Source organism: Enterobacter sp. BIDMC 27 (assembly GCF_000534415.1).
GTDB lineage: Bacteria > Pseudomonadota > Gammaproteobacteria > Enterobacterales > Enterobacteriaceae > Enterobacter > Enterobacter hormaechei_C.
In genome coordinates, this window is the sequence record NZ_KI973178.1 from 1,491,687 (window position 1) to 1,516,229 (window position 24,543).

Annotated in this window: 26 protein-coding genes and 1 tRNA gene; 6 read left to right on the forward strand and 21 right to left on the reverse strand. The window is 55.9% G+C overall.

All coding sequences use genetic code 11. The annotated features are described in order from the left end of the window. Positions 1 to 37: 37 nt before the first annotated feature. The 8 genes from hpaA to hpaG all read right to left on the reverse strand — a co-directional run bounded on the left by hpaA (position 38) and on the right by hpaG (position 8,011). On the reverse strand, positions 38 to 928 hold the full coding sequence (gene hpaA, locus L463_RS15455) for a 4-hydroxyphenylacetate catabolism regulatory protein HpaA (protein ID WP_023295874.1): 891 nt from the start codon (positions 926 to 928) through the stop codon (positions 38 to 40). Continuing rightward, positions 900 to 2,243 (reverse strand): 4-hydroxyphenylacetate permease, encoded by a 1,344-nt coding sequence (gene hpaX / locus L463_RS15450; RefSeq protein WP_015572591.1) that lies wholly within the window; start codon positions 2,241 to 2,243, stop codon positions 900 to 902. The genes hpaA and hpaX overlap by 29 nt, the downstream gene beginning before the upstream one ends. A gap of 21 nt (positions 2,244 to 2,264) precedes the next feature. Further along, the gene (hpaI, locus tag L463_RS15445) at positions 2,265 to 3,059 is read right to left on the reverse strand and encodes a 4-hydroxy-2-oxoheptanedioate aldolase (protein WP_015572592.1); all 795 of its coding nucleotides are present in this window, start codon (positions 3,057 to 3,059) and stop codon (positions 2,265 to 2,267) included. A gap of 9 nt (positions 3,060 to 3,068) precedes the next feature. Beyond that, positions 3,069 to 3,872: a 2-oxo-hept-4-ene-1,7-dioate hydratase gene (hpaH, locus tag L463_RS15440; RefSeq protein ID WP_015572593.1), complete on the reverse strand. Its 804-nt coding sequence runs from the start codon at positions 3,870 to 3,872 to the stop codon at positions 3,069 to 3,071. 154 nt (positions 3,873 to 4,026) lie between these two features. Next, complete coding sequence (locus L463_RS15435; RefSeq protein WP_015572594.1) at positions 4,027 to 4,407, reverse strand: 5-carboxymethyl-2-hydroxymuconate Delta-isomerase; 381 nt, start codon at positions 4,405 to 4,407, stop codon at positions 4,027 to 4,029. A gap of 9 nt (positions 4,408 to 4,416) precedes the next feature. Beyond that, positions 4,417 to 5,268 carry a 3,4-dihydroxyphenylacetate 2,3-dioxygenase gene (gene hpaD, locus L463_RS15430; RefSeq protein ID WP_032103063.1) on the reverse strand — a complete coding sequence of 284 codons (852 nt, stop codon included), beginning with the start codon at positions 5,266 to 5,268 and terminating at the stop codon, positions 4,417 to 4,419. 2 nt (positions 5,269 to 5,270) lie between these two features. After that, positions 5,271 to 6,737: a 5-carboxymethyl-2-hydroxymuconate semialdehyde dehydrogenase gene (hpaE, locus tag L463_RS15425; protein WP_023303046.1), complete on the reverse strand. Its 1,467-nt coding sequence runs from the start codon at positions 6,735 to 6,737 to the stop codon at positions 5,271 to 5,273. Next, on the reverse strand, positions 6,734 to 8,011 hold the full coding sequence (gene hpaG, locus L463_RS15420) for a 4-hydroxyphenylacetate degradation bifunctional isomerase/decarboxylase (RefSeq protein WP_032673115.1): 1,278 nt from the start codon (positions 8,009 to 8,011) through the stop codon (positions 6,734 to 6,736). Before hpaG ends, hpaE begins: the two co-directional genes overlap by 4 nt. Before the next feature lie 269 nt (positions 8,012 to 8,280). On the opposite strand from hpaG, the gene hpaR reads away from it, so the two are divergent. Next, positions 8,281 to 8,721, forward strand: a complete 441-nt coding sequence (gene hpaR, locus L463_RS15415; RefSeq protein ID WP_017383846.1) for a homoprotocatechuate degradation operon regulator HpaR — start codon at positions 8,281 to 8,283, stop codon at positions 8,719 to 8,721. Between the two features lie 83 nt (positions 8,722 to 8,804). Then, positions 8,805 to 10,469: a methyl-accepting chemotaxis protein gene (tsr, locus tag L463_RS15410; protein ID WP_017383845.1), complete on the forward strand. Its 1,665-nt coding sequence runs from the start codon at positions 8,805 to 8,807 to the stop codon at positions 10,467 to 10,469. A gap of 183 nt (positions 10,470 to 10,652) precedes the next feature. Here the strand turns inward: tsr and L463_RS15405 are convergent, their stop codons facing one another. The 9 genes from L463_RS15405 to L463_RS15365 form a co-directional block, all read right to left on the reverse strand. Next, the gene (locus L463_RS15405) at positions 10,653 to 11,162 is read right to left on the reverse strand and encodes a GNAT family N-acetyltransferase (RefSeq protein WP_032103061.1); all 510 of its coding nucleotides are present in this window, start codon (positions 11,160 to 11,162) and stop codon (positions 10,653 to 10,655) included. Continuing rightward, complete coding sequence (gene opgB / locus L463_RS15400; RefSeq protein WP_032103060.1) at positions 11,162 to 13,453, reverse strand: phosphatidylglycerol--membrane-oligosaccharide glycerophosphotransferase; 2,292 nt, start codon at positions 13,451 to 13,453, stop codon at positions 11,162 to 11,164. Before opgB ends, L463_RS15405 begins: the two co-directional genes overlap by 1 nt. Before the next feature lie 271 nt (positions 13,454 to 13,724). Next, entirely contained in the window at positions 13,725 to 14,207 is a 483-nt protein-coding gene (locus L463_RS15395) for a YjjA family protein (RefSeq protein ID WP_015572603.1), read from the reverse strand. Positions 14,208 to 14,291: 84 nt separating this feature from the next. Continuing rightward, positions 14,292 to 15,029 carry a DNA replication protein DnaC gene (dnaC, locus tag L463_RS15390; protein WP_003856580.1) on the reverse strand — a complete coding sequence of 246 codons (738 nt, stop codon included), beginning with the start codon at positions 15,027 to 15,029 and terminating at the stop codon, positions 14,292 to 14,294. Continuing rightward, positions 15,026 to 15,571, reverse strand: coding sequence for a primosomal protein DnaT (gene dnaT / locus L463_RS15385; RefSeq protein WP_003856579.1), 546 nt, complete (start codon positions 15,569 to 15,571; stop codon positions 15,026 to 15,028). The genes dnaC and dnaT overlap by 4 nt, the downstream gene beginning before the upstream one ends. A gap of 124 nt (positions 15,572 to 15,695) precedes the next feature. Then, entirely contained in the window at positions 15,696 to 16,124 is a 429-nt protein-coding gene (locus L463_RS15380) for an organic hydroperoxide resistance protein (protein ID WP_003856578.1), read from the reverse strand. An 84-nt stretch (positions 16,125 to 16,208) separates the two neighbouring features. Continuing rightward, a complete protein-coding gene (locus L463_RS15375; protein ID WP_023295883.1) occupies positions 16,209 to 16,661 on the reverse strand; it encodes a MarR family winged helix-turn-helix transcriptional regulator in 453 nt (150 codons plus the stop codon). Between the two features lie 44 nt (positions 16,662 to 16,705). Continuing rightward, positions 16,706 to 17,179: a threonine/serine exporter gene (locus L463_RS15370; RefSeq protein WP_032103059.1), complete on the reverse strand. Its 474-nt coding sequence runs from the start codon at positions 17,177 to 17,179 to the stop codon at positions 16,706 to 16,708. Next, positions 17,170 to 17,946 (reverse strand): threonine/serine exporter family protein, encoded by a 777-nt coding sequence (locus L463_RS15365; RefSeq protein ID WP_017383842.1) that lies wholly within the window; start codon positions 17,944 to 17,946, stop codon positions 17,170 to 17,172. Before L463_RS15365 ends, L463_RS15370 begins: the two co-directional genes overlap by 10 nt. Positions 17,947 to 18,335: 389 nt before the next feature. On the opposite strand from L463_RS15365, the gene L463_RS15360 reads away from it, so the two are divergent. Beyond that, positions 18,336 to 19,073, forward strand: coding sequence for a helix-turn-helix transcriptional regulator (locus L463_RS15360; RefSeq protein WP_017383841.1), 738 nt, complete (start codon positions 18,336 to 18,338; stop codon positions 19,071 to 19,073). Continuing rightward, a complete protein-coding gene (gene bglJ, locus L463_RS15355) occupies positions 19,070 to 19,711 on the forward strand; it encodes a DNA-binding transcriptional activator BglJ (protein ID WP_017383840.1) in 642 nt (213 codons plus the stop codon). Before L463_RS15360 ends, bglJ begins: the two co-directional genes overlap by 4 nt. A 31-nt stretch (positions 19,712 to 19,742) precedes the next feature. Here bglJ and L463_RS15350 read toward each other — a convergent pair whose 3' ends face one another. Continuing rightward, entirely contained in the window at positions 19,743 to 20,201 is a 459-nt protein-coding gene (locus L463_RS15350; RefSeq protein ID WP_003856572.1) for a YbaK/EbsC family protein, read from the reverse strand. A gap of 328 nt (positions 20,202 to 20,529) precedes the next feature. Between L463_RS15350 and L463_RS15345 the strand changes: the two genes are divergently transcribed. Continuing rightward, positions 20,530 to 21,876 (forward strand): PTS cellobiose transporter subunit IIC, encoded by a 1,347-nt coding sequence (locus L463_RS15345; protein WP_003856571.1) that lies wholly within the window; start codon positions 20,530 to 20,532, stop codon positions 21,874 to 21,876. A gap of 77 nt (positions 21,877 to 21,953) precedes the next feature. On the opposite strand, the gene fhuF is transcribed toward L463_RS15345, so the two are convergent. Further along, entirely contained in the window at positions 21,954 to 22,742 is a 789-nt protein-coding gene (gene fhuF / locus L463_RS15340; RefSeq protein ID WP_032103057.1) for a siderophore-iron reductase FhuF, read from the reverse strand. Positions 22,743 to 22,837: 95 nt separating this feature from the next. Then, on the reverse strand, positions 22,838 to 23,902 hold the full coding sequence (locus L463_RS15335) for a GGDEF domain-containing protein (RefSeq protein WP_032103055.1): 1,065 nt from the start codon (positions 23,900 to 23,902) through the stop codon (positions 22,838 to 22,840). A gap of 255 nt (positions 23,903 to 24,157) precedes the next feature. Between L463_RS15335 and L463_RS15330 the strand changes: the two genes are divergently transcribed. Then, positions 24,158 to 24,388: a DUF1435 domain-containing protein gene (locus L463_RS15330; RefSeq protein ID WP_022646976.1), complete on the forward strand. Its 231-nt coding sequence runs from the start codon at positions 24,158 to 24,160 to the stop codon at positions 24,386 to 24,388. A gap of 42 nt (positions 24,389 to 24,430) precedes the next feature. On the opposite strand, the gene L463_RS15325 is transcribed toward L463_RS15330, so the two are convergent. Next, positions 24,431 to 24,517 (reverse strand) — tRNA-Leu (locus tag L463_RS15325). Between the last annotated feature and the right edge of the window lie 26 nt (positions 24,518 to 24,543).

Here is a 24,543-nt window from a genome sequence, read left to right on the forward strand (position 1 = left end):
GGCGCTGCGCTTACCCGCCCTACGAACCGTTATGCGTTCAGGAAACCGGTACTTTCTGCGCTCGGTATGCGCTGGGTGAGCACCCCGTCAGTCGGTTAAAAAAACGGGCGAAATAGGCCGGATCTTTAAACCCCAGCTGCCAGGCAATTTCGCTCACTGTGCTGTCGGAAAACAGCAGCAAACGCCTGGCTTCCCGCAGCTGGCGGTCGAAGATCAGCCGTTTCGGCGAGCGGTTGGCGAAGCGGCGACAGATATCGGTCAGGCGAGATTCGGTGAGATGCAATTCGCTGGCATACTCCGGAACCGTCCAGTGCTCGTGGTAATGAGCATCTGTCAGCTGGTTAAAGCGCTGAAAAAGCTTCAGCTCACCGCGCATGCCGCCTGACGCGTGGTCGTCGAGCTTCGCGTTGCGCAGCAGCAGGGTAAAAACGGCCTGGGCCAGCAGGACCAGCGTATGCTCGCGACCGGCCAGTTGTTCCGTGGATTCCCGGGCAATCAGCTGCCAGTAGTGCTTCAGCGCCGCCAGCTCGTCAGGCCTGTCGGCAAGCGACAGGCAGATCCCCGGCAGGCCGAACGCTTCCCGCGTACCGGGGTAGAGCACTTCTAACAGCGGCCAGATGAGATCCTCGCGCACCGTCAGCACGTGGCCGTCGCTGTCGGATTCGGTAATAAACGCGTGCGGCACCGACGGTGGCGTTAGCACGAACAGCGGCGCCTGCACCGAGTAACGGTGGTCGTCGAGCTGGAGCTCAATCTGCCCGGTGTCGAGAAAATGCATCTGAAAATACTGGTCGTGGCGGTGCGCCTGCATGTCGCGGCCAAAAAAGGCCGCCATGCGGGCGAACGACTGGTAGTGCACATCGTCGGTGCCCAGACTTTCGTCGTAATCCTTGCTGATATCAATGTTGGCGATGGGGCTCTGGCACATGATCGTTCCTCTGTTGATCCCGCTGCGTCATCGGAATGCGCGTCAGTACCAGCGCGCCCACCACCAGCAGACCCGCCACGAACCACAGTCCCGAGCTGAAGCTGCCGGTCGCGTCGCGCAAAATACCTATCAGCAATGGGCTGACGGCAGACCCGACGTTGCCGATGGCGTTGATCACCGCCAGCGCCACCGCGCGGGATTGCAGGCTAATAACCTGATCCGGCGTGGTCCAGAATATCGCCATGGCGGTAAACGATCCGGTTGAGGCCATGATGATGCCAAGCAGCTGGATCAGGCTGTGATCGGTCGCCGAGGCCAGCATCCATCCCGCCGCTGCAAACAGATACGGCAGGATGGTGTGCTTTTTTCGCTCTTTCAGCCTGTCGGAGCGGCGGCTCCACCAGATCATCCCGAGGATGGTGCAAAACTGCGGGATCGCCGCCAGCAGGCCAATCACGATATTGCTGCTGCCGGTGTTGAAGCTTTGCAGGATCTGCGGCGTCCAGATGTTGATCGCGCTCAGCGTATTCGTCAGGCAGAAGTAGGCCAGCGTGTAGAGCAGCACGGCGGGCGTCAGCACCTCGCGCAGCGTCGAGCGCGGCGTGGCGGCGTGCGCAATGGCCAGCTCCTGTTCGCGGGCGATCATCGTTTTGAGTGCCTGCTTTTCGTCATCATCCAGCCAGGTGGCCTGATCCGGGGTGTCGTTAAGGTAGAACCAGGTCACCACGCCGAGCACCACCGATGGCAGCCCCTCCAGCAGGAACAGCCACTGCCAGCCCTTCAGGTTCCACAGCCCGTCCATCGCCAGAATGTACCCGGAGAGGATCGAGCCGAGCATCATGGTCACCGGCATGGCGATCATAAACAGCGCGTTGGCGCGGGCGCGGTGATACGCCGGGAACCACCAGGTGAGATAGACCAGAATGCCCGGCAGGAAACCGGCTTCGGCAATGCCCACCAGCATGCGCAGGACGTAGAGCGTTTCGGGGCTGGTGGCGAACATGGTGCAGGTAGAGGCGATGCCCCACACCACCATGATCCCGGCGATCCAGCGGCGGGCGCCGACCTTCGCCAGCATGATGTTGCTGGGGATACCGCACAGCACGTAGGTCACGTAAAACAGCGTCGCGGCCAGGCCAAACATGGTTGACGTGAGGCCCAGATCTTTGCCCATCGTCAGCCCGGCAAAGCCGATGTTGATGCGATCGAGAAACGAGAAAACAAACAGGATAAAAAGAAACACGATCAAACGACGGAACAGCTTATTAATAACGCGATGTTCAACAGCTTTATTATGCAGGGTTGAGGTCGTCATGTTGCGCTCCACATCGTACGTTTAGTAGACGGATTTATTGTTATCAACTGCTGTGGTGACGTCGGTAAAGCGGGCCGCCAGCGCTTCGGCGCTGCGGGCGAGCAGGGTGGTATCCACGCCGACCGCGACAAACAACGCGCCGAGGCTGAGATAGCGTTTTGCCAGCTGTTCATTCGCCATCAGGATGCCGGGCGCTTTGCCCGCGCTGAGGATCTGCGCGATCGCCTGTTCAATGGCGGCCTGCACCTCCGGGTGCTGCGGATTACCGGCGAAGCCCATGTCGGCGCTCAGATCCGCCGGGCCGATAAACACGCCGTCCACCCCTTCCACGTCCAGGATCTGCGGCAGGTTTTTCAGCGCCTCGCGAGTTTCGATTTGCACCAGCACGCACATGGCGTCGTTAGCCTGATGCAGATACTCCGGGATGCGGTTCCAGCGCGACGCCCGCGCCAGCGCGCTGCCGACGCCGCGAATGCCGGCAGGCGGATAGCGGGTGGCGCTGACCGCCAGACGGGCTTCGTCGGCGTTTTGCACCATCGGCACCAGCAGGGTTTGCGCCCCCACGTCCAGCAGCTGCTTGATCTGCACCGGATCGTTCCACGATGGGCGCACCACCGGCTGGCTGGGATAAGGGGCGATGGCCTGGAGCTGAGTCAGGACGGTCTGCACGCTGTTCGGCGCGTGCTCCCCGTCGATCAGCAGCCAGTCAAAACCGGCCCCGGCCAGTAGCTCAGCGCTGTAGCTGCTGGTCAGCCCCAGCCACAGGCCGATTTGTGGCTTTCCGGCTTTCAGCGCGGTCTTAAATGCGTTTTCCATGGTGCACTCCTACACAAAGCGGCAGCTAATCGAGCCCATGTTGCCGTAGTCGACGTGGAAGGTGTCGCCTCTGCTGGCGGCAACCGGGCGGGTAAACGAGCCGCCGAGGATGATCTGGCCTGGCTCAAGCTGCACGTCGTATGGCGCGAGTTTGTTCGCCAGCCACGCCACGCCGTTTGCCGGGTGGTTAAGCACGCCTGCGGCGACCCCGGTCTCTTCGATCACGCCGTTGCGGTAGAGCAGGGCGGAGATCCAGCGCAGATCCAGCTCGTCGGGTTTAATCGGGCGGCCGCCGAGGATCACGCCCGCGTTGGCGGCGTTATCGGAGATGGTGTCGAACACCTTGCGCGGGCGCTGGGTTTCCGGGTCAACGTTATGGCAGCGGGCGTCGATCAGCTCCAGGGCGGGGATGACGTAATCCGTGGCGTTGTAGACGTCGAAGATTGTGCAGTTCGGGCCGCGCAGCGGTTTTGCCAGCACGAAGGCCAGCTCCACTTCGATGCGCGGGACGATAAAGCGATCCACGGGGATGTCGCTGCCGTCGTGGAAGAACATATCGTCCAGCAGCGCGCCGTAGTCCGGCTCGCTGATCTGCGAGCTGGCCTGCATCGCTTTGGAGGTGAGGCCGATCTTGTGGCCTTTCAGCACGCGGCCTTCGGCGATTTTCAGGCTCACCCATTCGCGCTGGACGGCGTAGGCGTCTTCAATGGTGATCTCCGGGTACTCCAGCGAGATCGCGCGGATCTGCTCCCGGGATTGTTCCGCCTGATGCAGGCGGTGGGCGATCAGGGTATGGGTGTGTTTGTCGAGCATGGCGTATCCTTTGTGCGGCTGTTGCCGGGTGGCGCTTCGCTTACCCGGCCTACGGTTCGGTGCTGCTGTTGCCGGGTGGCGCTGCGCTTACCCGGCCTACGGTTTGGGGCCGTTGTAGGCCCGGTAAGCGCAGCGCCACCGGGCTAGCAAACGGCTACTTAAACAACGCGTGCACGTTGTTCTGCTTGTAATTAAGCGTCGGGTGCAGCTCGTCGAGCTCGAACGACAGCGCCAGATAGCGGGCGGCCATCAGCTCTGCAAAATGCGTTTTGATCAGCGCAAACAGCATTTCACCGACCTCTTTCCGGCTTTCCAGGCTGCGCCCCGCGCCAATCTTCAGCGTCATATGCACAAAGGCGTAATCGTGCTTACCGTCTGCCATCTGCCAGGTGTCCAGCCAGTGGGCGCGGCTGCGGATACCGCCGATGGGGAAGATGCCCGTGGCGGCGAGCGCCTCGTTCACTTTGGCGAACAGCCCTGGCAGGTCGGCCTGCTCGCGGATGTTGTCGGTACATTCAGCAATAAAATGCGGCATGGTGGCTCCTTACGCGGGCAGCGGGAAAACGGCGTTGACCTGGCCGGTGCCGGAGCTGGCGAACAGCTCGGTGAGAAACTCCACCTTACCGTCGTATTTTTCCCAGCCGAGCATCCCCAGCAGCATCACCGTGTCGTGCATGTTGCCCTCGCCGTAGCAGTAGTCGGCGTACTCCGGCAGCATGCTGCAAAACTCCTTGAACTGCCCCTCGCGCCACAGCTTCACCACGCGCTCGTCCATCTGGCGGTCAAACTCGCGGGTGTAGCTGTTCATCCCTTCCTCCGCGCGCTGGTCGTCGATAAAGCGGTGCGAGAGCGAGCCGCTGGCAAGCACCGCCACGGTGCCGTCGTATTTTTCGATGGCACTGATGATGGCCTCGCCCAGCCTGCGGCTGTCGGCGAAGTCGTGAACCGTGCAGAACGCCGAGATGGAGATCACTTTGAAGTGCTTATCCGCGTTCATGTAGCGCATCGGCACCAGCGTGCCGTACTCCAGCTTCAGGCTCGGGATGTTGTGCGCCTTGGCGCGAACGCCAAGCTTCACCGCTTCGTCGGCAATCAGCTGGCCGAGTTCCGGGTTGCCGTTGTAGTCGTAGGTCATATCGCGAATAAAATGCGGCAGCTCGTTGCTGGTGTAGACGCCCGAAAAATGGTCCGCGCAGTTGATGTGATACGCGCTGTTCACCAGCCAGTGGGTGTCGAAGACGATAATGGTGTCCACGCCCAGCTCGCGGCAGCGCTTGCTGATCTCTTTATGCCCGTCGATGGCCGACTGGCGGCAGCCGTGGTTTTTGCCCGGCAGTTCAGAGAGATACATTGACGGAACGTGTGTGATTTTTGCCGCTAACGCTAATTTTCCCATGATCAGATCCCCCACTTTGGAATCGGATGGTCGCCCATGGAGATGCAGACGTTTTTCATCTCCGCGAAGACCTCGAAGCTGTACTCGCCGCCCTCACGCCCGGTGCCGGAGGCCTTCACGCCGCCAAACGGCTGGCGCAGGTCGCGCACGTTCTGGGTGTTGACGAACACCATGCCCGCTTCGATGCTGCGCGCCAGACGCAGCACTTTGCTGACGTCCTGGGTCCAGATGTAAGATGCCAGGCCGTACTCCACGTCGTTCGCCAGGCGCAGGCCTTCCGCTTCATCCTTAAACGGCAGCAGGCAGGCCACTGGCCCGAAGATCTCCTCCTGCGCCACGCGCATGCGGTTATCGACATCCGCCAGCACGGTCGGGCGCAGGAAGTTGCCGCCTTTCAGGTGCGCAGGCAGATCGGTCGGTTTGTCCGGGCCGCCCGCCAGCAGGGTTGCCCCCTCTTCAATGCCGAGGCGGATATAGCCGGAGACTTTTTCCCAGTGCTGCTGGCTGATGAGCGCGCCAATCTGGGTGTTCGGATCGGTCGGGTCGCCCACGCGCAGGCGGTTGGCGCGCTCGGCAAAGCGTTTGACGAACTCCGGGTAGATGCTCTGCTGGATGAAGATGCGCGAGCCGGCGGTGCAGCGTTCGCCGTTGATGGAGAAGATGGTAAACAGGGCGGCGTCCAGCGCGCGCTCAATGTCCGCGTCTTCAAAAATCAGCACCGGCGATTTGCCGCCAAGTTCCATGGAATACTTCTTCAGCCCGGCGTTTTTCATGATGTTGCGCCCGGTGGCGGTACCGCCGGTGAAGGAGACGGCACGCACGTCATGATGACGCACCAGCGCGTCGCCCGCCGTGGCGCCATAGCCCTGCACCACGTTGAGCACGCCCGCCGGAATGCCCGCTTCGAGGGCCAGCTCGCCCAGACGGTCGGCGGTCAGCGGGGAGAGTTCAGACATCTTCAGCACCGCGGTATTCCCTAAGGCCAGGCACGGCGCGACCTTCCAGGTGGCGGTCATAAACGGCACGTTCCACGGCGACACCAGCGCGCAGACACCCACCGGCTGCACCAGGGTGTAGTTGAGCATCTTGTCGTCGACCGGGTAGGTTTTGCCGTTCATCTGCTGGCACACCTCGGCGAAGAACTCGAAGTTGTGCGAGGCGCGCGGAATGAGCACGTTTTTGGTCTGGTGGATCGGCAGGCCGGTGTCGGCGGTTTCCATCGCGGCAATGTCCGGCACGTTCTGGTCAATCAGATCCCCCAGGCGACGCATCAGGCGCGCGCGCTCCTTCATCGGCAGGTTGGCCCATTTCGGAAACGCCTCTTTGGCGGCGGCAACGGCCTGATGGATTTCGGCTTCGCCGCCTGAGGCCACTTCTGCCAGCACTTCGCCGGAGGCCGGGTTAGTGGTGTGGAAGTACTCACTTCCGGCGACGTTTTTCCCGTTGATCCAGTGGTTAATCTTTTTCATTTTGCAGTCTCCTCACTGACAATTCGGTTTACCAGGCGGCCTACGCCTTCCACTTCCACCACCACCTCATCGCCCGGTACCACGTCGGACAACCCCTTCGGCGTGCCGGTGGCAATCATGTCGCCCGGTTGCAGGGTCATAAAATCGCTCAGATACGCAATCAGGAATGGGATGCTGAAAATGAGATCGGCGGTGGTGCCTTCCTGACGCAATTCACCGTTAACGTAGGTGCGAAGACGAAGGTTGTGCGGGTCAGGGATGGCTTCTTTTGGCACCACGTTCGGACTGATGGGGGTCAGCCCGTCGCGGCTTTTCACCCGCAGGTTCGGGCGATAGTAGTTTTCGAGATAATCGCGGATGGCGTAGTCGTTGCACACCGTGTAGCCCGCAACATAGTCCATCGCCTCGGCTTCGCTGACCTTACGCGCGGTTTTACCGATGACCACCACCAGCTCGGCTTCGTAATGCATGTATTCAATGTTGTCTGGGCGCACCGACGTCTGGTTGTCGCCGTTGAAGGTATTCGGCGCTTTGATAAACACCAGCGGCTCGGTGGGTGGCTTGAAGTCCAGCTCGCTGGCGTGGTCGGCATAGTTCAGACCGAGGGCAAACAGCGTGGCGTGCGGCGGCGTGCGCGAAGCGATGGCAACGTCGCGTTCCTCCACCACCGGGTTTTCCAGCGGCGGAAATCCTTCTGCCAGAATACGTACCCGATCGCCCGGGCGAACTTCGACGCGGCTTTGCGGAGTGCCGAGCAATATCGCATCGCCGGGGTTCAGGGTGGCAAATTCGCTCAGGGCGCTCAGCAGTTCGGCGGCGTTGCGGTGCAGATCGACCGTGTTCCAGTGGTCCGCTTCGCGGCCGTTGATCTCGGTGATGATGGTCAGATTATCCACGTTATCAACGGCGACAGGTTCGCCGAGCGGGCAAAATCCATCCCGGCATTTGGCTTTGATCGCCGGACGGTAGAAGCTCTCTTCCGGCAGGCTGATTTCGTTAGCCAGCGCGTAGCCGGCGATGTACGCCGCCGCCTCTTCAACGCGTACTTTGCTGGCGGTTTTGCCCACCACCAGCGCCACCGTCGCGCCGCTTAACACGGTTTCTCCCTGCGGGAAGGGAATCGGTTCGCCTGCGCGGATAACAGTGTTATGTGGCTTGATAAACCACACCGCCGTTTTTGGCGGCGCGTTATAGGGGGCTTTTTCAAACGCCTCAGCCCAGGCCACACGCTGGCTTTGGTGGTTTAGCGCTACGGCAAAAACAGTACCTTTCATTCCCATACTCCTCAAACCGGCTGTCCGGTTTTGATTTCATTAATATGTTAATGATCTGGTTTTATGCTTTTGCTGTTCGTTTCGCAATCAGAAGTGAATAATTTGTGATGCAAATAACAATAAATTTACATAAAAGGGTGAATTGATATTTAAATCAATAATTTAAAAAAAACAGCTTTGTTTCTGTTAGACTTTTTGGGTTAAAACGTGTTGTCTATAAAAGCATCTTTTTTTAATTGTTTATTTGTTAATGATGTAAGGGGTAGATGATGCATGACTCATTAACCATCGCGCTGTTGCAGGCGCGTGAAGCGGCGATGGGCTACTTCCGCCCGATAGTGAAGCGGCATAATCTGACCGAGCAGCAGTGGCGTATCGTCCGCGTGCTGGCCGAGCATCCCTCCATGGATTTTCACGATCTGGCGTTCCGCACCTGCATTTTGCGCCCAAGCCTGACCGGCATTCTGACGCGGATGGAGCGCGACGGTCTGGTGCTGCGCTTAAAACCGGTGACTGACCAGCGCAAGCTGTACGTGTCGCTGACGAAAGAAGGCAACGCGCTGTACCAGCGTGCTCAGGCTCAGGTGGAAGAGGCGTACCAGCAGATAGAGGCGGAATATACGCCTGAGAAGATGAAGCAGCTCACGGCGCTGCTGGAAGAGTTTATTGAACTTGGAAACCGACATATCGCCGCGAGGGACGAAGCGTAAAAACCCTAAATTCCAGGATGATTTTCGTAAAGTTTTCTCATGCCAGGCCGAATATTCTGTATCTGCCTGAGGAAAGAGAAAACATGTTAAACCGAATCAAGATTGTCACCAGCTTACTGCTGGTTTTAGCGATATTTGGCCTTTTACAACTCACGTCTGGTGGTCTTTTCTTCAATGCCCTGAAGCATGACAAAGAGAATTTCACCATCCTGCAAACCATTCGCCAGCAACAATCCACCCTGAACGGTAGCTGGGTGGCGCTGCTGCAAACCCGTAACACCCTGAACCGCGCGGGTATCCGCTATATGATGGATCAGAACAATATCGGCAGCGGCTCAACCGTCGCCGAGCTGATGCAGATTGCCTCTGCGTCTCTGAAACAGGCGGAAAAAAACTGGGCGGATTACGAAGCGCTGCCGCGCGACCCGCGTCAGAGCGACGCTGCGGCACTGGAAATCAAACGTAATTACGATATTTACCATGGCGCGCTGGCTGAGCTGATCCAGCTGCTGGGGGCGGGCAAAATCAATGAGTTCTTCGACCAGCCGACCCAGAGCTATCAGGATGGCTTTGAGAAGCAGTACGTCAACTACCTGCAACAGAACGACGCGCTGTATCAGACCGCGGTTGAAGACAGCAACAGCTCTTACCGCCAGGCTATCTGGGTGCTGATTAGCGTGCTGGCTGCGGTGCTGGTGGTGATTGTTGCCGTCTGGCTGGGTATTCGTCAGGCGCTGATTTCGCCGCTGAACCGTCTGATTGACAGCATTCGTCATATCGCCAGCGGCGACCTGGTGAAGCGCATCGACGTGGAAGGCTCCAACGAGATGGGTGTACTGGCTGACTCCCTGCGCCATATGCAGGGCGAGCTGGTGCGTACCGTGGGTGACGTGCGTAACGGCGCCAACGCTATTTACAGCGGTGCGAGCGAAATCTCGATGGGCAATAACGATCTCTCATCCCGTACCGAACAGCAGGCTGCCTCTCTGGAAGAGACCGCCGCCAGCATGGAACAGCTGACTGCCACCGTGAAGCAGAACGCCGAGAACGCCCGTCAGGCGAGCAACCTGGCGCTGAGCGCGTCTGAAACCGCGCAGAAAGGCGGCAAGGTGGTGGATAACGTGGTGCAGACCATGCGTGACATCGCCGGCAGTTCGCAGAAAATCGCCGATATCATCAGCGTGATCGACGGGATTGCCTTCCAGACCAATATTCTGGCGCTGAACGCGGCGGTAGAAGCGGCGCGTGCGGGCGAGCAGGGGCGTGGTTTTGCGGTGGTTGCAGGTGAAGTCCGAAACCTGGCGCAGCGCAGCGCCCAGGCGGCTCGCGAGATCAAGAGCCTGATTGAAGACTCCGTGGGGCGCGTGGAAATTGGTTCAACGCTTGTTGAAAGCGCGGGTGAAACCATGGGTGAGATCGTGAATGCGGTAACGCGCGTGACGGATATCATGGGCGAAATCGCGTCTGCGTCTGACGAGCAGAGCCGCGGTATCGACCAGGTTGGGCTGGCGGTGGCTGAGATGGATCGCGTGACCCAGCAGAACGCCTCGCTGGTGGAAGAGTCTGCGGCGGCGGCCGCGGCACTGGAAGAGCAGGCGAGCCGTCTGACGCAGGCCGTTGCGGTGTTCCGTATTCAGCAGGAACAGATGAAGGCGCGCGAGTTCGCCTCGGCGAAAAGCGTTGCCGCACCGGTAGTGGCGCGTAAACCGGCGACCGCAGACGCGGGCGATAACTGGGAAACGTTCTGACGCTGTGCGTTTTGCCGGGTGGCGGCTGCGCCTTACCCGGCCTACGGATTGTGCGTTTCGCCGGGTGGCGGCTACGCCTTACCCGGCCTACAGGGTGTGCGTTTTGGCGGGGGCGGCTTCGCCTTACCCGGCCTGCGGAATTGGGTTTTGTAGGCCCGGTAAGCGCAGCGCCACCGGGCGATTTTACAGAGGCAGGCGCATGGCGCAGCGGGAACCATATGCTAAACCATGCGCCGTCTCTTCCTCGCGTTTCTGGCGCAGTTCTGGCGTCAGCGTCGTCATCATTTCAAACCCTAATCGCCTGTAGAAGGGCGCATTCCACGGGACATCACGAAACGTCGTTAACGTCAGCGAGTTCAGCCCCAGACTGCGGGCATGCGCGGCGGCACGGGCGATTAACTGGCGTCCAAGACCTCGTCCCTGCCAGTCCAGGTGAACCGACAGTTCCACAATAAACAGCGACGATGGATGAGCTTCGGCGAGAATAAAACCCACGGGCCTGTCGTCAGCCAGCGCCAGCCAGCTTAATCCGCGTCCGGCGTAACCGAGGTGATCTTCAACAGAAATAACCTCATTGTCTGCCAGCCAGGCCAGCTCAGGAACGTCGCGAAACCGCTGCCCCGCCGCGCGTTCAATGGCGGGCAGGGCAGCGACGTCGTCGATGCGCGTCGGGCGAAGAGTGAACGCCGTCATCAGCCAGCGCTGCTCACAATTTTAATCTCCACCATGCCGATCCCCAGCTTGCGCGGAGCGTGACCGAGAATATTCCCTTCGTTAGTGGACTGCGGATCGGGTGGCACAATGACCAGCGTATTGCTGCGCGTTGGGTTATCGAAATGCAGCGTGCTGGTGGTGACGTCATTGCTCAGCGTCAGCGTCTGTTCTTTATCACCGACGCGCACCGGTATAGGACGGTTTGCGTTGGGACCAAATGCCCTGGCGGTGATCACCAGATCGAATTTCTCCGGCAGCGGATGGGTATATTCAATTTTCACTTCATCGCCCAACTGAGCGTTAGACCAGCGCCCCCAGGATTCCGGCCGTGAAATACCGCTGAACTGCTTCACCTCTTCCGGCGCGCCGGCAACATTAAAGATGAAGCTGTCTGCTTTATAACGAATGTCGTTGTCGACGATTTTCAGCAGGTCTACGTTGCGCTGATAGCGTGCGGTATCAATAATCGTATCTTTAAACGCGGTTTTTCCCTGCCACTGCGGTTTGTCAACGTGTTGCACGGTCTGCTCGCCGCCGAGTTGCCCCTGAGAGACGCACCAGTCGGTGGACAGCGACAGCTGTTGCGACCAGAGCTGGCCCATTTTGTAGCATTTGTCGACCCAGACGAAATTATCGCGCGGGGCAAATTCCGCCAGCTGGAAGCGCAGTGGCGCGGAGTATTCGCTTTCCGGCAGCGGCTCGACGCGGTTATCCGACACGCGCAGCAGCAGCGGCAGGCGGAAATGGCTGCCGGAGAACGCGATCATTTTTTTATCCTGATCGATGGTGAAGTCTTTTATCTCTTTCGGGAAGTTCCACAGACGAATGATATCCGGCTTCCAGGCGAGGATTTTTTCCTTCATGTTGAGGAAGATTTCCGACAGGGACTGGCCCGACAGCGTACTGCGACCCAGGCCAATGAAGTTATCGCCACCCAGAATATCCAGCACGGTAGCGCCGTTATCCATCGAGTTACGTTTAGCGGCAATGATCTCCTGCTGCGGTTTATCGCCGCGCAGCACAAAGAACAGGTTGCTGCGATCCAGCTTATTCAGCTCATCCCAGGCGCTGTTTTTCATCGCCAGATGGTCAGATGAGACGACGATGACCGTATTTTTGAAATACGGCGACGCTTTGATTTTCTCGATTAACGCCGCGATATGCTCCTGGCTACAGGTCACGGCGCTGAACGACTTGTTGTTTTTACCGTCAATGTCATAGCCCTGACGTTTACAGGTGCGTGAGACGAAACCATCCGGATGATGCGTGTCAACGGTCAACGCAAACAGCGAGAAGCGTTTACCGGCGCGGGAAAGCTCCTCGAATTTCTTCCAGGTTTCATCCAGAACGGTATCGTCGTAAAAGCCCCAGTCGTTGCGGTAGGCCGGATCGGCCACCGTGGTTTTCAGCTCTTCGGAACCATACAAGTGATCGAAACCGTGGGATTTCAGGAACACATCTTTCCCGGCAAAGCGCAGGTTAGCGCCCTGCATAAAGTAGTTTTCATAGCCCGAGTTTTTCAGGATATCGCCGAGGCAAATGTTCTGCGGGAAGAAGCTCGACATCGAGGCGGAGGCGTTGCCTTCAAACGGAGCGAACAGCGGAATGCCGCACTGGGAGGCCACCATCCCGGCGATGGTGTAATCCGTACCGGGCAGCTGCATGGTGTGGCTGAAGTCGAGGCCCTGGTCTTTCAGCGCGCCAAGCTCTGGCGTCAGGTTCGGGAAAGCATCGTTATCAAAATAGGTGCGTTCCAGACTTTCGCCGTAGATATAGACCAGGTTGAGTCTGGGATTGTCGATCTTCTTCGAGGGTTCTTTGTAATAGGCCGCAAAGTCCGGATCGCCATCGCGCGACTGGGATTTTACCAGCTCGGTAATTTGATGGAATGCCGGGCTGGCATCCACGGAGGCCAGCGCCAGGCACAGCGCCAGCAGGCTGTAGCCATGATGATGCGGACGGTGACGGCGACGGCGCAGAACCCAGGCCAGCGCGGCGAAGATGCCCACCAGGGCGACCACCAGCCCCAGACCCGGAAGGATGTACTTACCCACACCAGCGCCGGTGAGGCTGTTGGTCAACGTGTAGAGCACCGCGTCGTTAATACCGTCGCCGGTAAAGTAATCGCTGGCATATAACGTAATGTTTAAAACAATAAAAATGCCGAGCACCACCAGGGTGGCCACAAACCACCAGGTGTGACGACCGGCTTTCCAGGCATAAACGCCGATGGAAGCCAGGAAAAGGACAAGGGACATTAACTCTGACAACAGCAGATCCTCATCATGCCGGACGCTTAGCCGACTAATTGCTTATTTTTTGGGTAATACAATGTAATTGCGATGTCGCTTAGCTGCAATTTTAGTGTCACGAAAGTGTGCTGTTGTTAGGATTTGGTTTATAAAATCGGATTTTTGAATACAGTCGCAGCGTGGCACACGGAGGCTGAGGTGGTGGCAGGGGGTAAAAAAACGCACTTCACGCCGCGGTGTAAGACTAACGTAATAAACCCGGCGTGTTGTGGCAGAAAATGGGAGGCGATCAGGAGAGGAAATTAACGCCTTGTTTCAGCACCAGATCGCAGGCTTTCGTTTTTACCTGTTTCGCCAGAGATGAATTTCCAAGGGTGCTGAGGTTCAGCTGCTGGCCATTTTGCGCGTTCAGCAGACCCTGAATACCGTCCATATAGTTGGTGTCCGCTTTCTGCTCCTGGGTGTCCAGACCCAGTTTACCCAGTACCTGGTTTTTGATGTTTTCGGTATCGGTAACGGAAGCCAGTTTCTGCTTCGCGCAGTATTCCAGAATGCCCGCCGCGTTGTTCATCGTTCCGGCGCTCAGGCTTTGGGAGCTGTTACTCAGCAGGCCGGTGAGGGACGAGGCTGACAGCCCGCCCTGGGAAGTGCCGCTCTCTTTGGTTAACTCACTTGCTGCGCTGGAGAGCGACTCCTGCCATGATGCGGCCTGCGCTGCGCCAGTCACCAGCAGGGCGCCAGTAAGGATGCTGATAAGAAACTGTTTTTTCATAATGATTTACTCAACAAGGTCCGTTTTGGGCCAAAAGTGGGTTCAGTATATACCTCTGCTCTTCCAGTGCTCCCTGGAAATATCTTAATACTCTTTGCCGGTGACGCGGCTGCGATAGCTGTCCCAGTCGAAGATGACGTACAGGCTGTTACCCAGCTTCATGCGATCCATCACCCGCTCGCCAAGAAGTCGGGTCATCTCGTCGATATTGTGGTTCGTCAGCATACCGGTTGGGCGTTTTGACGACGAACGGCGATCGACAATCTGATTGATGATCACTTTTTCGTAGCGGGACTCCGTCTGGACGCCGATCTCGTCGATGACCAGCAAATCCACGTTACTCAAATCATTCAGCAGCTGTTCTTCGCTGGTTTCGCGGTTACTGAAGGTGTCCTTCATGGCGGACATAATATCGGCCACGGTGATAATCAGCACTGACTTCCCGCGCAGCAGCAGCTCGTTGCAGATTGCGGCCGCAAGGTGATTTTTCCCCGTGCCGGGTTTTCCGCTAAAGATGAAGCTGGCAATGTTGCCGTCAAATTCATCCACGTACTGGCGCGCCTGGTTGAGGGCGTTCATCTGCCCCTGTGACTCGACCTTATAATTCTCGAAGGAGCAGTTCTGGTGCAGAGGGCGAATGCCCGAGCGGTTAAAGGTGCGCTGCATTTTCATCGCGCGGTTTTCGCGGGCGAGGGCAGCCGCGCGAATTTTACCTTGCTCTTTTTGCCATGCCAGCAGCTCTTCACCGGTGGTGAAGGCGGGCTTCACGTTGGCGGGCATCATCTTCTGCAAACGTTTCATCAGGTCGCCGACGTTTTTCATTTCGCACCTCGGAATCCATCAGGGATTTTTTTGTCCGGTTCTGAAAAGGCATTGATATCACGTTTTGGCTGGCCATTGTTGCTGGCGCGGTTGATTTGCAGACTGCGCGCGAACTTTTGCTGCCACTGAACATGGTGGAAGACTTTTCCTTCAGCCTGCCAGTAAGCGGTAAAGGCCGCCAGCTCTTCTGGCGTCGCGGGCTGCGCGAGGGCTATTCCCCATAAGGCCGCCTGCCGCTGAAAATCGGCGTCCGGCTGCCAACCGGCGTACATGGGAAATTTCCCCATTGGAACGGCCACCGGGGCGCTGGCGGGTTCGTCAAAAAACTGATTATCCAGCATGACATCGCTCGCCGGACGCGACAGCTTCGCTTCAATTTCCAGAAGCTGCGCCAGACGTTCCGGCGTGACCGCATAAAACGCCGGGGCGTTGTCGGCAAATACCGCGAGCGTGCCGCCTTCGGCGTGCGTCAACACACCGCGAGGATCGCGCATAAAGGCATCAATGCCAGCAATGCTGGTGGTCAGGATTCTGGAGGACATAACACTTTCTCAACTGATTACTACGGACGTGATTGAGGGTTATGGTAGCACAGAGAGAGGAGAGGAAAGGAGAGGATTTCCCCGGCGGCGTTACGCTTACCGGGGCTAAAATCACAAGGGCTGTTTACGCGATGATGTTCAGCGTCACGTCGATATTGCCGCGCGTCGCGTTAGAGTACGGACAGACGATATGCGCTGCATCCACCAGTTTTTTAGCTTCCGCTGCGTCCATCCCTTCAACGTGGATGTTCAGCTTCGCTTCGATACCAAAACCGGTTGGCAGCGGGCCAATCCCCACTTCGCCTTCAATAAAGGCGTCTTTTGGCAGAGCGAATTTGTCGCGTGCCGCAACGAACTTCATTGCGCCCAGGAAGCAGGCGGAGTAGCCCGCAGCGAACAGCTGTTCAGGGTTGGTTACTTCACCCCCCATGCCGCCCATCTCTTTTGGCACACCCAGTTTGACATCCAGAACGCCATCGGAAGACGTTGCGCGGCCATCACGGCCTCCGGTTGCTTTGGCTTTGGCAGTGTAGACAACTTTTTCTAAAGACATGGCAGGTTCCTCATCTTACGTTTATATGCACTATTAAATAGCGCGCGATGTATTAACTTAAAATCAGACGCGTAAAGTATAGCCTTACGCGCGATGCAGCTGTTGGCGCAAAAGTTCGAGCTGGTGCTTGAGCGCCAGCATGGTGTCGGTATCACACTGCGCTGCGCAACCCACGGCGTGGGGTATCGTCACGGCCTGCTGTTGCAGCGCCCGGCCCGCGTCGCTCAGGGTGACGGCGACCTGACGCTCATCCTGACGGGAACGCTGGCGGAAGATTAATCCTGCGCTTTCCAGGCGTTTCAGCAGGGGAGTCAGCGTGGCGGAATCCAGGAACAGCCGCTCGCCAATGTCTGACACCGTAATATCATCCTGCTCCCACAGCACCAGCATCACCAGGTATTGCGGGTAGGTCAGGTTAAGCGGCGCCAGCAGTTGCCGGTACAGCTTGTTAAGCGCCAGATTTGCCGAATAGAGGGCAAAACAGAGCTGGTTATCCAGCAGAAGCGCGTTGGTAGTGTCGTTCGTTTTTGCGTCCATGAAATGAATATAGATAGCGCACGATACAATTGCAAGCGATTTTATTATACGCGTGGACGTTTGCGGTAAAGCCATAATCCGGGGATCGACAGGCCGATGGAGAGCGCGCCCACAATCGACGAGGCTTTAAGGAAGTTGCTCAGAAGCAGGATCATCTGCGGTTCGCTGTAGCCAAAGTGGCTGATTTTGACGGCGGAGATCATCGCCGTATAGGCTGAAATGCCCGGGAACATAGGAATGACTGCCGCCACGGTGAACACCTTCGGGTGCGCCAGATACCAGCGGGACCACTGAATACCGATGCTGCCGACCAGCATGGAGGCGATAAACGTCGACCATTCGATATTAAAGCCTGCGGTCATCATGATCATACGTGAGCCGTGGCCAATGGCACCCAGCAGCGCACACCAGGGTAATGCACGCTGTGGGACGTTAAACACCATTGCAAAGCCAACGGCGGGAAGGGCTGCCAGGAGCATGTCCTGCGCCAGTGCGAGCAGAAAATCCATCACGCCCATCCGCGTAACCCCCAGAGTGTCATGGCCATTACCACCCCGATACAGGTCGCCAGCGTCAGCAGGCTGGCTATCGCCCAGCGCGCCAGACCGGTGTTGATGTGGCCTTTGAACATATCAGCGACGGCGTTGATTAAGGGAAAACCCGGCACCAGCAGCAATACGCTGGCGGCCATCGCAACAGTAGGCGTGCTGGCGAAGTAAGGCTGGCGCAAAAGCAGGCCGGATACGGTTGTCGCCACGAACGCCGTGATGCAGAAGTTAATTTGCGGATGCAGTTGCCTGTGCGTCAACAACTGGCGGACATACATCGCGATGCTGCTGGCAAAGAAGGTCACGACAGCGCCGTCCCAGCCGCCCGCGTTGAGCTTGCAGAAGCAGGCGCAGGAGAGTCCCACCATCAGCACAACCAGCCAGCGTGGATACCGGAGAGGTTTGATCTGGTTGAAGCGTTTCTCTATCTCCCTCAGATCGAGCAGCTTGTGTTCAGCAAGGATCACGATGTGCTGCACTTCCGTCACGACGTGCATGTTAATGCCGCGGTCATGATTTTTACGGGTGGAGGTCAGGCACTGTCCGTCTTTAATGGTGGTCAGCACAATGGCATTTGACGAGATGGAGCTCTCAACGCTGTCCATCCCCAGCGCCAGCCCAAGGCGTGTGGAAAGTTCTTCCACGAGGGCGCTTTCTGCCCCGTGTTGTAAGAGAAAAAGCCCGCACTGAATACATAGCCGCGTGGTAGCACGTTGCGTAGACCGATCTGCCTGCATGAAACGCCCTGAAGAGAAGAGAGATTGCTTACTTTTAACACAAAGGGCCGGGCCCTTTGCGCTGGGCCAGATCAACATTTGTGCAATCAGTCGCGTGAGCAGGGGGAGAAAACCGCACTTTCTATTTATTTAATGAATATAAAAATAGAGATTTATAAAGACAATATATTAAGTATTTCTAATTTCATATTTTCAATCTTTTCACGCAATCTTAATTAAAGTTTTGTGGTCTTTATGCGATATTAAGCCAGTATTGGGCGTTTCTTAACCCATGTGACATTTCTTCTGATTTGCGAGTATTAAGCCGTTTTGTACTGAGGGATGCAAGCGTGTTTAAACTCGTAGGGTTAGTTCGTTCTTAAATAATGAATTTATGACAGGGAGGGTCTATGTTGCCATTGAATGGTAAACACGGAGTGGTGATTAGTAGAGTGCCGGTCATGCAAAATGGGCTAGGTGGCGTCATGACGCGTCATTTTCCTGATTTTGAAATAACGTACTGCCGTTCGATGCAGGAGTTGACGCTACTACAATTGCGTCGCGCTGGGGTCGTTATTGCCGATATTTCAGGTGAGTATCGTAATCCTCGCGGCACGCTTGAGCAGTATTATGGATTAATGAATCAGTATCGGGACATTCACTGGATATTCCTTGTCTCGCGTCCCCTTTATCCACTTGCAGTAGAGCTTCTTATGCGTCCGGAAAGCACGCTGCTTTCGGATATGGAACCGATTGAAGGCGTTATTAACGCTATTCGCGCGGGCAGTGAACGTGCGGAGCGAATAAGCCAGACGTTATTAATACCGGAAACGTCCGATATTGAAGAAGAGAGTGAGCAAATGATTGCACTCACCCACTCTGAACGCAAGGTGTTGCGTTTATTAGGTAAAGGTTGGGGAATCAACCAAATAGCCACGCTGCTGAATAAAAGTAATAAAACGATCAGTGCACAGAAAAACAGTGCAATGCGCCGCTTATCACTTCGCAGTAATGCCGATATGTACGCGTGGATAAGCAGTACCCAGGGAATGCGAGAACTCAGTTTAATGTCGGCTTATGGAGAGTTTGAGGAATGGAAAAGACCACTGCAACAAGACATATCGCCGTCATCGAAAGCTGCTCAATGAGCGCTGTAGGGCTGAAGCATCTCTTTGCGATGCCCGCCCTGAGCCATTACCAGGTGCACCTGTTTAGCAGATTCGCCAGCTTTAAAGCGGCGCTCTCGGATATCTCATTCTATGCGGTTATCTATTCACTGTCTGATGAGCGTGAAGAGCGGAGAAACTGTCTGGCCTGTTTACGGGATCTCACCTTCACCCACAGCGACGTCCAGCGTATCGTGCTGGCCTCTGACGAAATGGAGGCGAGGCTGGTCAGCCATCTTTCGCCTTCTCGCTTGCATGGGATAATCAGTAAATCGGTTCCGCTAAAGCAGTTAATGGAGGGGCTGGAGACATTACTCAGCGAAACGCATCAGGTGAATGACAACATGTACAATCACTGGTGTGTTAGCCAGAATCGTATGTTAAGCCCAACCGAAAGGGCAATACTGCGTTATATGTCATCGGGATTTTCAATCCCTGAAATTGCGGCGCAGCTTGAACGCAATATTAAAACCATCCGGGCGCATAAGTTTAACGCAATGGTAAAGCTGGGCGTCAATTCTGACGTGGGATTACTGGATGCGGCGGATATCCTGGCGCATCTCCCTGCCCGGGAAGTGCGTCGTTCAGCTCTCACCGTTCCTTCATTCTCTCAGCGTTAAGTGGTGCGCCAGAGTTCTTCTGGCGCAACGTTTAAATGCAGACATCGACCCATTTTGCTGCGGTCAGCTCCGCCATTCTGTCGGGCGATATACGCACCGCACTGTGGATGGCACCCGCTGCGGGTAACACTTCCGCGTACTGTTTTAATGTGATGTCACAGTAAACAGAGAGCGGATTTTCCAGTCCGAAAGGGCAGACGCCGCCAACAGGATGACCCGTCAGGGTGACGACCTCATCGCTGCTGAGCATGCGGGCTTTCGCGCCGAATGTCTCTTTAAGCTTTTTGTTATCCAGACGCGCATCGCCTTTTGCAACCACCAGAATCACGTCATTTTTAATTTTCAGTGACAGCGTTTTGGCAATTTGGCCGGGTTCAACGTTGTGCGCGGCAGCAGCAAGGGCAACAGTCGCTGTGCTTTGGTTAAGCTCAATAATCTCTATATCCGGAGCGTGTTCGGCAAAAAACTGTTGTACAGACTGCAAACTCATTGATTCCTCCTGACAAATATCCTGCGTAATCTGTCATAAGAATTTAGTCGCTGTAAATATCCCTTAAGTAACAAATATCCGTCAGGGGCGATTTCTGGATCGCCTTCACATTCACAGAAACCGGTTACAGTAACCGGTTGCAGAGCGTGATGCAGAGATTAATACTAAGTGTGTAACTTCCCCTGTATCTAATAATAAGAGCTAATTATGAAACCATTCCGTTTGAGCAGTACCGCAGGTACACGATCCGGCAAGGTTGTGACGCTGATGTATGGAACAACGTGTGACGTGAGAGCGTCCAAAACGAACGTCTGACAGGAGATCTGCTATGTCTGCCAACCACGCTGCATTTAATCTGATTTTCCGCTTCGTTGAAAATTATGTCAGCCCTATTGCCGGGCGCATCTCTTCCCAGCGTCACGTTATGGCTATTCGTGACGGGTTTATCTCAGCGATGCCGTTTATGATTGTAGGCTCGTTTTTATTAGTGTTCGCTTACCCGCCTTTTTCGCCAGATACCACCTGGGGTTTTGCTCGCGCCTGGCTGGATATGGCGAAGCAGTTTGAAGGTCAAATTCTGACGCCGTTTGATATGACAATGGGGGTGATGTCCCTTTATATCTGTGCGGCTATTGCCTACAACCTGGGCAAACATTACGTTAAAACGCATCAGCTGGATCCGTTCATGTGCGCGATGCTGTCGCTGATGGCGTTCCTGCTGGTCGCCGCCCCTAAAACCAAAGGCGCTTTACCGGTGGATAGCCTGGGAGGGACCGGTATTTTCACCGCGATTCTGGTGGCGATCTATTGCGTTGAGATGATGCGTTTCCTGAAAGCACACAATATCGGGATCCGCCTGCCAGACCAGGTTCCACCGATGATCAAAAACTCGTTTGACCTGCTGATCCCGGTGCTGGTAGTGGTGCTCACGCTATACCCGCTGAGCCTGCTGATCCAGTCGCAGTTCGGTATGCTGATCCCACAGGCCATCATGTCGATATTCAAACCGCTGGTCTCTGCGGCTGACTCGCTCCCTGCGATCCTGCTGGCGGTGTTGATTGGCCACCTGCTGTGGTTTGCCGGGATCCACGGCGCGGCGATTGTCTCCGGGATGCTGCAAATGTTCTGGCTGACAAACCTGGGGGCGAACCAGACCGCGCTGGCGGCGAGCCAGCCTTTGCCACACATCTTTATGGAAGCCTTCTGGACGTTCTTTATCGTTATCGGCGGATCGGGGGCGACGATGGGGCTGGTGTTCTGCTATCTGCGTAGCCGCTCCGCGCACCTGCGCTCCATTGGACGTCTGAGCGTGGTACCAAGCATTTTCAATATCAATGAACCGGTGATTTTCGGTACGCCGATTGTGATGAACCCGGTGTTCTTTATTCCTTTCCTGCTGGCACCGATGGTTAATGCCGTGCTGGCATGGGCAGCGATGAAGTTTGATCTGATTGGCCGCGTGATTTCCGTTGTGCCGTGGACGGCACCGGCTCCGGTTGGTGCCGCCTGGGCGCTGGGCTGGGATTTCCGTGCAGCCATTCTGGTGCTGGTTTTGGCCTGCGTTTCCGCCATTATCTATTTCCCGTTCTTCAAGGTGTACGAGAAACAGTTGCTTCAGCAGGAAGCGGAAGAAGCACAGCGTAATGGAGAAGAGGAAAATCAGCAGGTCGCTTAGGTAAAAGCAAAACGGCAACGCAGGTTGCCGTTTTTAATGTTTGTTCCCTCTCTCTGCGGGTTTCAGGCCGGGCCAGACTACTTAAGCGTGCAATCGCCACACTGCTGCACGTCCGGCAGACGGTAGCGCTGACAGCAGGTACGACGTACCAGAAGTCCCTCACGCGGAACCACGGTGCGGTAAAGAGGGTTGTCCCGTCCATCCGACAGCTGTCTGGCAAAGAAACAGCTCTGACGCAGTGCATCCACTTTCTCGTCGCCGAGCAGCGGCTTCATCTCCGTTAAATACCAGTGGATAAGATACCCGGTATTACTCCAGATCAGTTTGCCGTTAATCTCTCCCGTCGCTTCCAGCGCATCAATGACCGGAACCAGCGCTCTTGTAATCAGCCGTTCCATACGCGCCTGCGCTGACAGGTGTCTCGCGCTCGGATCTTCATGTACATCAATCCAGAAACAGGCAGCACGCCCGGTTTCATGAAACTCAACATGGAAATGTTCTGACGAGAGATCGAGCATCGTTTCCTGGGTCAACAGGGCCAGCATGACAGGCGGCACCATCAGCCCGATATACCACTGTGCCCAGAGGGATAACAGCGGTTTGTTTTCCCGCGTCAGGGTAGGTTGGTTACGATAAATATGGTCGGAATAGGTTGCCAGCAGTGACCGCAGCTCCGCAGGGCGTTGCCACTCAGTCAGCGTCAGAGCATGATGCGGCGGTGCTTCATCCAGTTTGATGAAATCCAGCAGATGGGCGCGCGTTACGGCAATTTTTTCCCGAATGGCATCCGCAAACGTCGTTTCCCCGGCGGAGAGTGGAGCTCGCCAGAGCAGGGGCTCAACGATGTGTGCGGTACGAGTCGCCATAGTGTGGATTACAAATCTAAATGATAATGATTGCCAATCCTAACTATAGATAAAACCGAGCGCAAGCGTTTTATCCTGGCGCTGTGAAGGCGGTTTTAGGCGGTATGAAGCTCTTCGCTCAGCAGAATGCTGTTACGTCCCATATGCTTGGCTTCATAGAGGGCTTTATCGGCTTTCGCCAGCGCGCCCTCAACGTCGTCACCTTCGAACATGGCGATGCCGATGCTGATGGTCACGTTAGTGGCGACGCTTTCGTTAAACATATGGGGGATTTTAAGATCGTAAACCTTCTGACGTATGCGTTCAGCCGTCTGTCGCGCTTGCTCCAGCGGGATGTTACTCAACAGCACCATAAATTCTTCCCCGCCAAACCGGGCGACAACATCGCGTGAGCGCACGGCGTCGCGTATCGCAGCCGAGACCCTGATCAAGGCCTGATCGCCCATCATATGGCCATAATGGTCGTTGTAGGCTTTGAAGTGGTCGATATCCATCAGCAGCACGAAGTGCTCGCCAGCGTCAGGCCTGGGAAGATTCTCCAGCCGGCTTTGCAGCCCGCGACGGTTATATAGGCCGGTGAGCGGGTCCATCATGCTGAGATCGGTCAGGGTTTCGCGCTCCTCCAGCAGTTCGGAAAGCAGCTCCTGGGCGAAACGGTCATTGCGCCGCTGAAGAACATGATGGATACCAATGGCGACCACCGGCAGCGCGAAAAAATAGGCCATTCTCAGCCAGTTTTCGGACGGACTAAGCCACAGGCAGGATATAAAAGCGGGAAATGAATGTAACGTAAAGGCTTTAATATTACTTGCGAACGCCAGAGACCCTATAAAAAGCACTGTTAATAGCGCCATCATTAAATAGGTCGCGTGATCGTGCGTGATTAACAGAAATTTAGAGACGATCTGCCAGGCCCATAAAAGACCAAAAATAGCTGAAACAACAGGGATATTTATTTTTCGCGTGCTGTTTTTCCAGTGCCAGATAAGTAAGCCTGTGCTGATAGTCAGTACGGCAAAGAGCGGGACTGATAACACACGCACGGAATAGAGAGGGTTTGTTACCGAGAACAATGCTGATGCGGCGTTCAGAAATAAAAACAAACGTAAAGATAGCTGATATTTCTTGTTGACTAAAGACAGCCAGGATTGTGATGTCATATGCGTGCGTTTTTATTAAAACTCAATTAAAACAATGAGCAAGGTGTTGTTGTGTAATATTGGGCGCTAAAAAATTGAATTTTTATTATCAGAAAAACTTTATCGGAAGTTAACAGGTGGGCAATTTATCACCTTACACATTCTCTGTCATTATGGGAAAGCAATTGCTGGCGCAATTTCTTACGTCGCATGCTGACAAGTGATAATTACTATCATACGATACTGGTTATCATTATCAGTGCGAGAGGTGAAACCATGTTGAGCAAAGCGCTGGGAAGTGGGTGGGGAATATTACTGCCTGGTTCCATTATCGGTGGGCTAATGTTTGCCGATCTCCCCATTGATGTCTGGAAAGCAATGATTGTTTCAGGCTTGCTGGTGACATCCGCAATGATCTGGCACAAACAGTTACGGCATTACGTGCTGCTGCCATCATGCGTTGCGCTAATCAGTGGACTGCTGGTGATTCTGATGAGTTTGAAATAAAAGGGAAAAACAGGAGGCACTGCTGAGGGGATGTAAGATAATTGGTGCGAGGGGGGGGACTTGAACCCCCACGTCCGTAAGGACACTAACACCTGAAGCTAGCGCGTCTACCAATTCCGCCACCTTCGCACAGTCATCTTACTGGTTTGATATCG

Coding starts and splice junctions, on each gene's coding strand:
- hpaA (WP_023295874.1), bottom strand. CDS start 928: ATGTGCCAGAGCCCCATCGCCAACATTGATATCAGCAAGGATTACGAC.
- hpaX (WP_015572591.1), bottom strand. CDS start 2,243: ATGACGACCTCAACCCTGCATAATAAAGCTGTTGAACATCGCGTTATT.
- hpaI (WP_015572592.1), bottom strand. CDS start 3,059: ATGGAAAACGCATTTAAGACCGCGCTGAAAGCCGGAAAGCCACAAATC.
- hpaH (WP_015572593.1), bottom strand. CDS start 3,872: ATGCTCGACAAACACACCCATACCCTGATCGCCCACCGCCTGCATCAG.
- L463_RS15435 (WP_015572594.1), bottom strand. CDS start 4,407: ATGCCGCATTTTATTGCTGAATGTACCGACAACATCCGCGAGCAGGCC.
- hpaD (WP_032103063.1), bottom strand. CDS start 5,268: ATGGGAAAATTAGCGTTAGCGGCAAAAATCACACACGTTCCGTCAATG.
- hpaE (WP_023303046.1), bottom strand. CDS start 6,737: ATGAAAAAGATTAACCACTGGATCAACGGGAAAAACGTCGCCGGAAGT.
- hpaG (WP_032673115.1), bottom strand. CDS start 8,011: ATGAAAGGTACTGTTTTTGCCGTAGCGCTAAACCACCAAAGCCAGCGT.
- hpaR (WP_017383846.1), top strand. CDS start 8,281: ATGCATGACTCATTAACCATCGCGCTGTTGCAGGCGCGTGAAGCGGCG.
- tsr (WP_017383845.1), top strand. CDS start 8,805: ATGTTAAACCGAATCAAGATTGTCACCAGCTTACTGCTGGTTTTAGCG.
- L463_RS15405 (WP_032103061.1), bottom strand. CDS start 11,162: ATGACGGCGTTCACTCTTCGCCCGACGCGCATCGACGACGTCGCTGCC.
- L463_RS15395 (WP_015572603.1), bottom strand. CDS start 14,207: ATGAAAAAACAGTTTCTTATCAGCATCCTTACTGGCGCCCTGCTGGTG.
- dnaC (WP_003856580.1), bottom strand. CDS start 15,029: ATGAAAAACGTCGGCGACCTGATGAAACGTTTGCAGAAGATGATGCCC.
- dnaT (WP_003856579.1), bottom strand. CDS start 15,571: ATGTCCTCCAGAATCCTGACCACCAGCATTGCTGGCATTGATGCCTTT.
- L463_RS15380 (WP_003856578.1), bottom strand. CDS start 16,124: ATGTCTTTAGAAAAAGTTGTCTACACTGCCAAAGCCAAAGCAACCGGA.
- L463_RS15375 (WP_023295883.1), bottom strand. CDS start 16,661: ATGGACGCAAAAACGAACGACACTACCAACGCGCTTCTGCTGGATAAC.
- L463_RS15370 (WP_032103059.1), bottom strand. CDS start 17,179: ATGGGCGTGATGGATTTTCTGCTCGCACTGGCGCAGGACATGCTCCTG.
- L463_RS15365 (WP_017383842.1), bottom strand. CDS start 17,946: ATGCAGGCAGATCGGTCTACGCAACGTGCTACCACGCGGCTATGTATT.
- L463_RS15360 (WP_017383841.1), top strand. CDS start 18,336: ATGTTGCCATTGAATGGTAAACACGGAGTGGTGATTAGTAGAGTGCCG.
- bglJ (WP_017383840.1), top strand. CDS start 19,070: ATGAGCGCTGTAGGGCTGAAGCATCTCTTTGCGATGCCCGCCCTGAGC.
- L463_RS15350 (WP_003856572.1), bottom strand. CDS start 20,201: ATGAGTTTGCAGTCTGTACAACAGTTTTTTGCCGAACACGCTCCGGAT.
- L463_RS15345 (WP_003856571.1), top strand. CDS start 20,530: ATGTCTGCCAACCACGCTGCATTTAATCTGATTTTCCGCTTCGTTGAA.
- fhuF (WP_032103057.1), bottom strand. CDS start 22,742: ATGGCGACTCGTACCGCACACATCGTTGAGCCCCTGCTCTGGCGAGCT.
- L463_RS15335 (WP_032103055.1), bottom strand. CDS start 23,902: ATGACATCACAATCCTGGCTGTCTTTAGTCAACAAGAAATATCAGCTA.
- L463_RS15330 (WP_022646976.1), top strand. CDS start 24,158: ATGTTGAGCAAAGCGCTGGGAAGTGGGTGGGGAATATTACTGCCTGGT.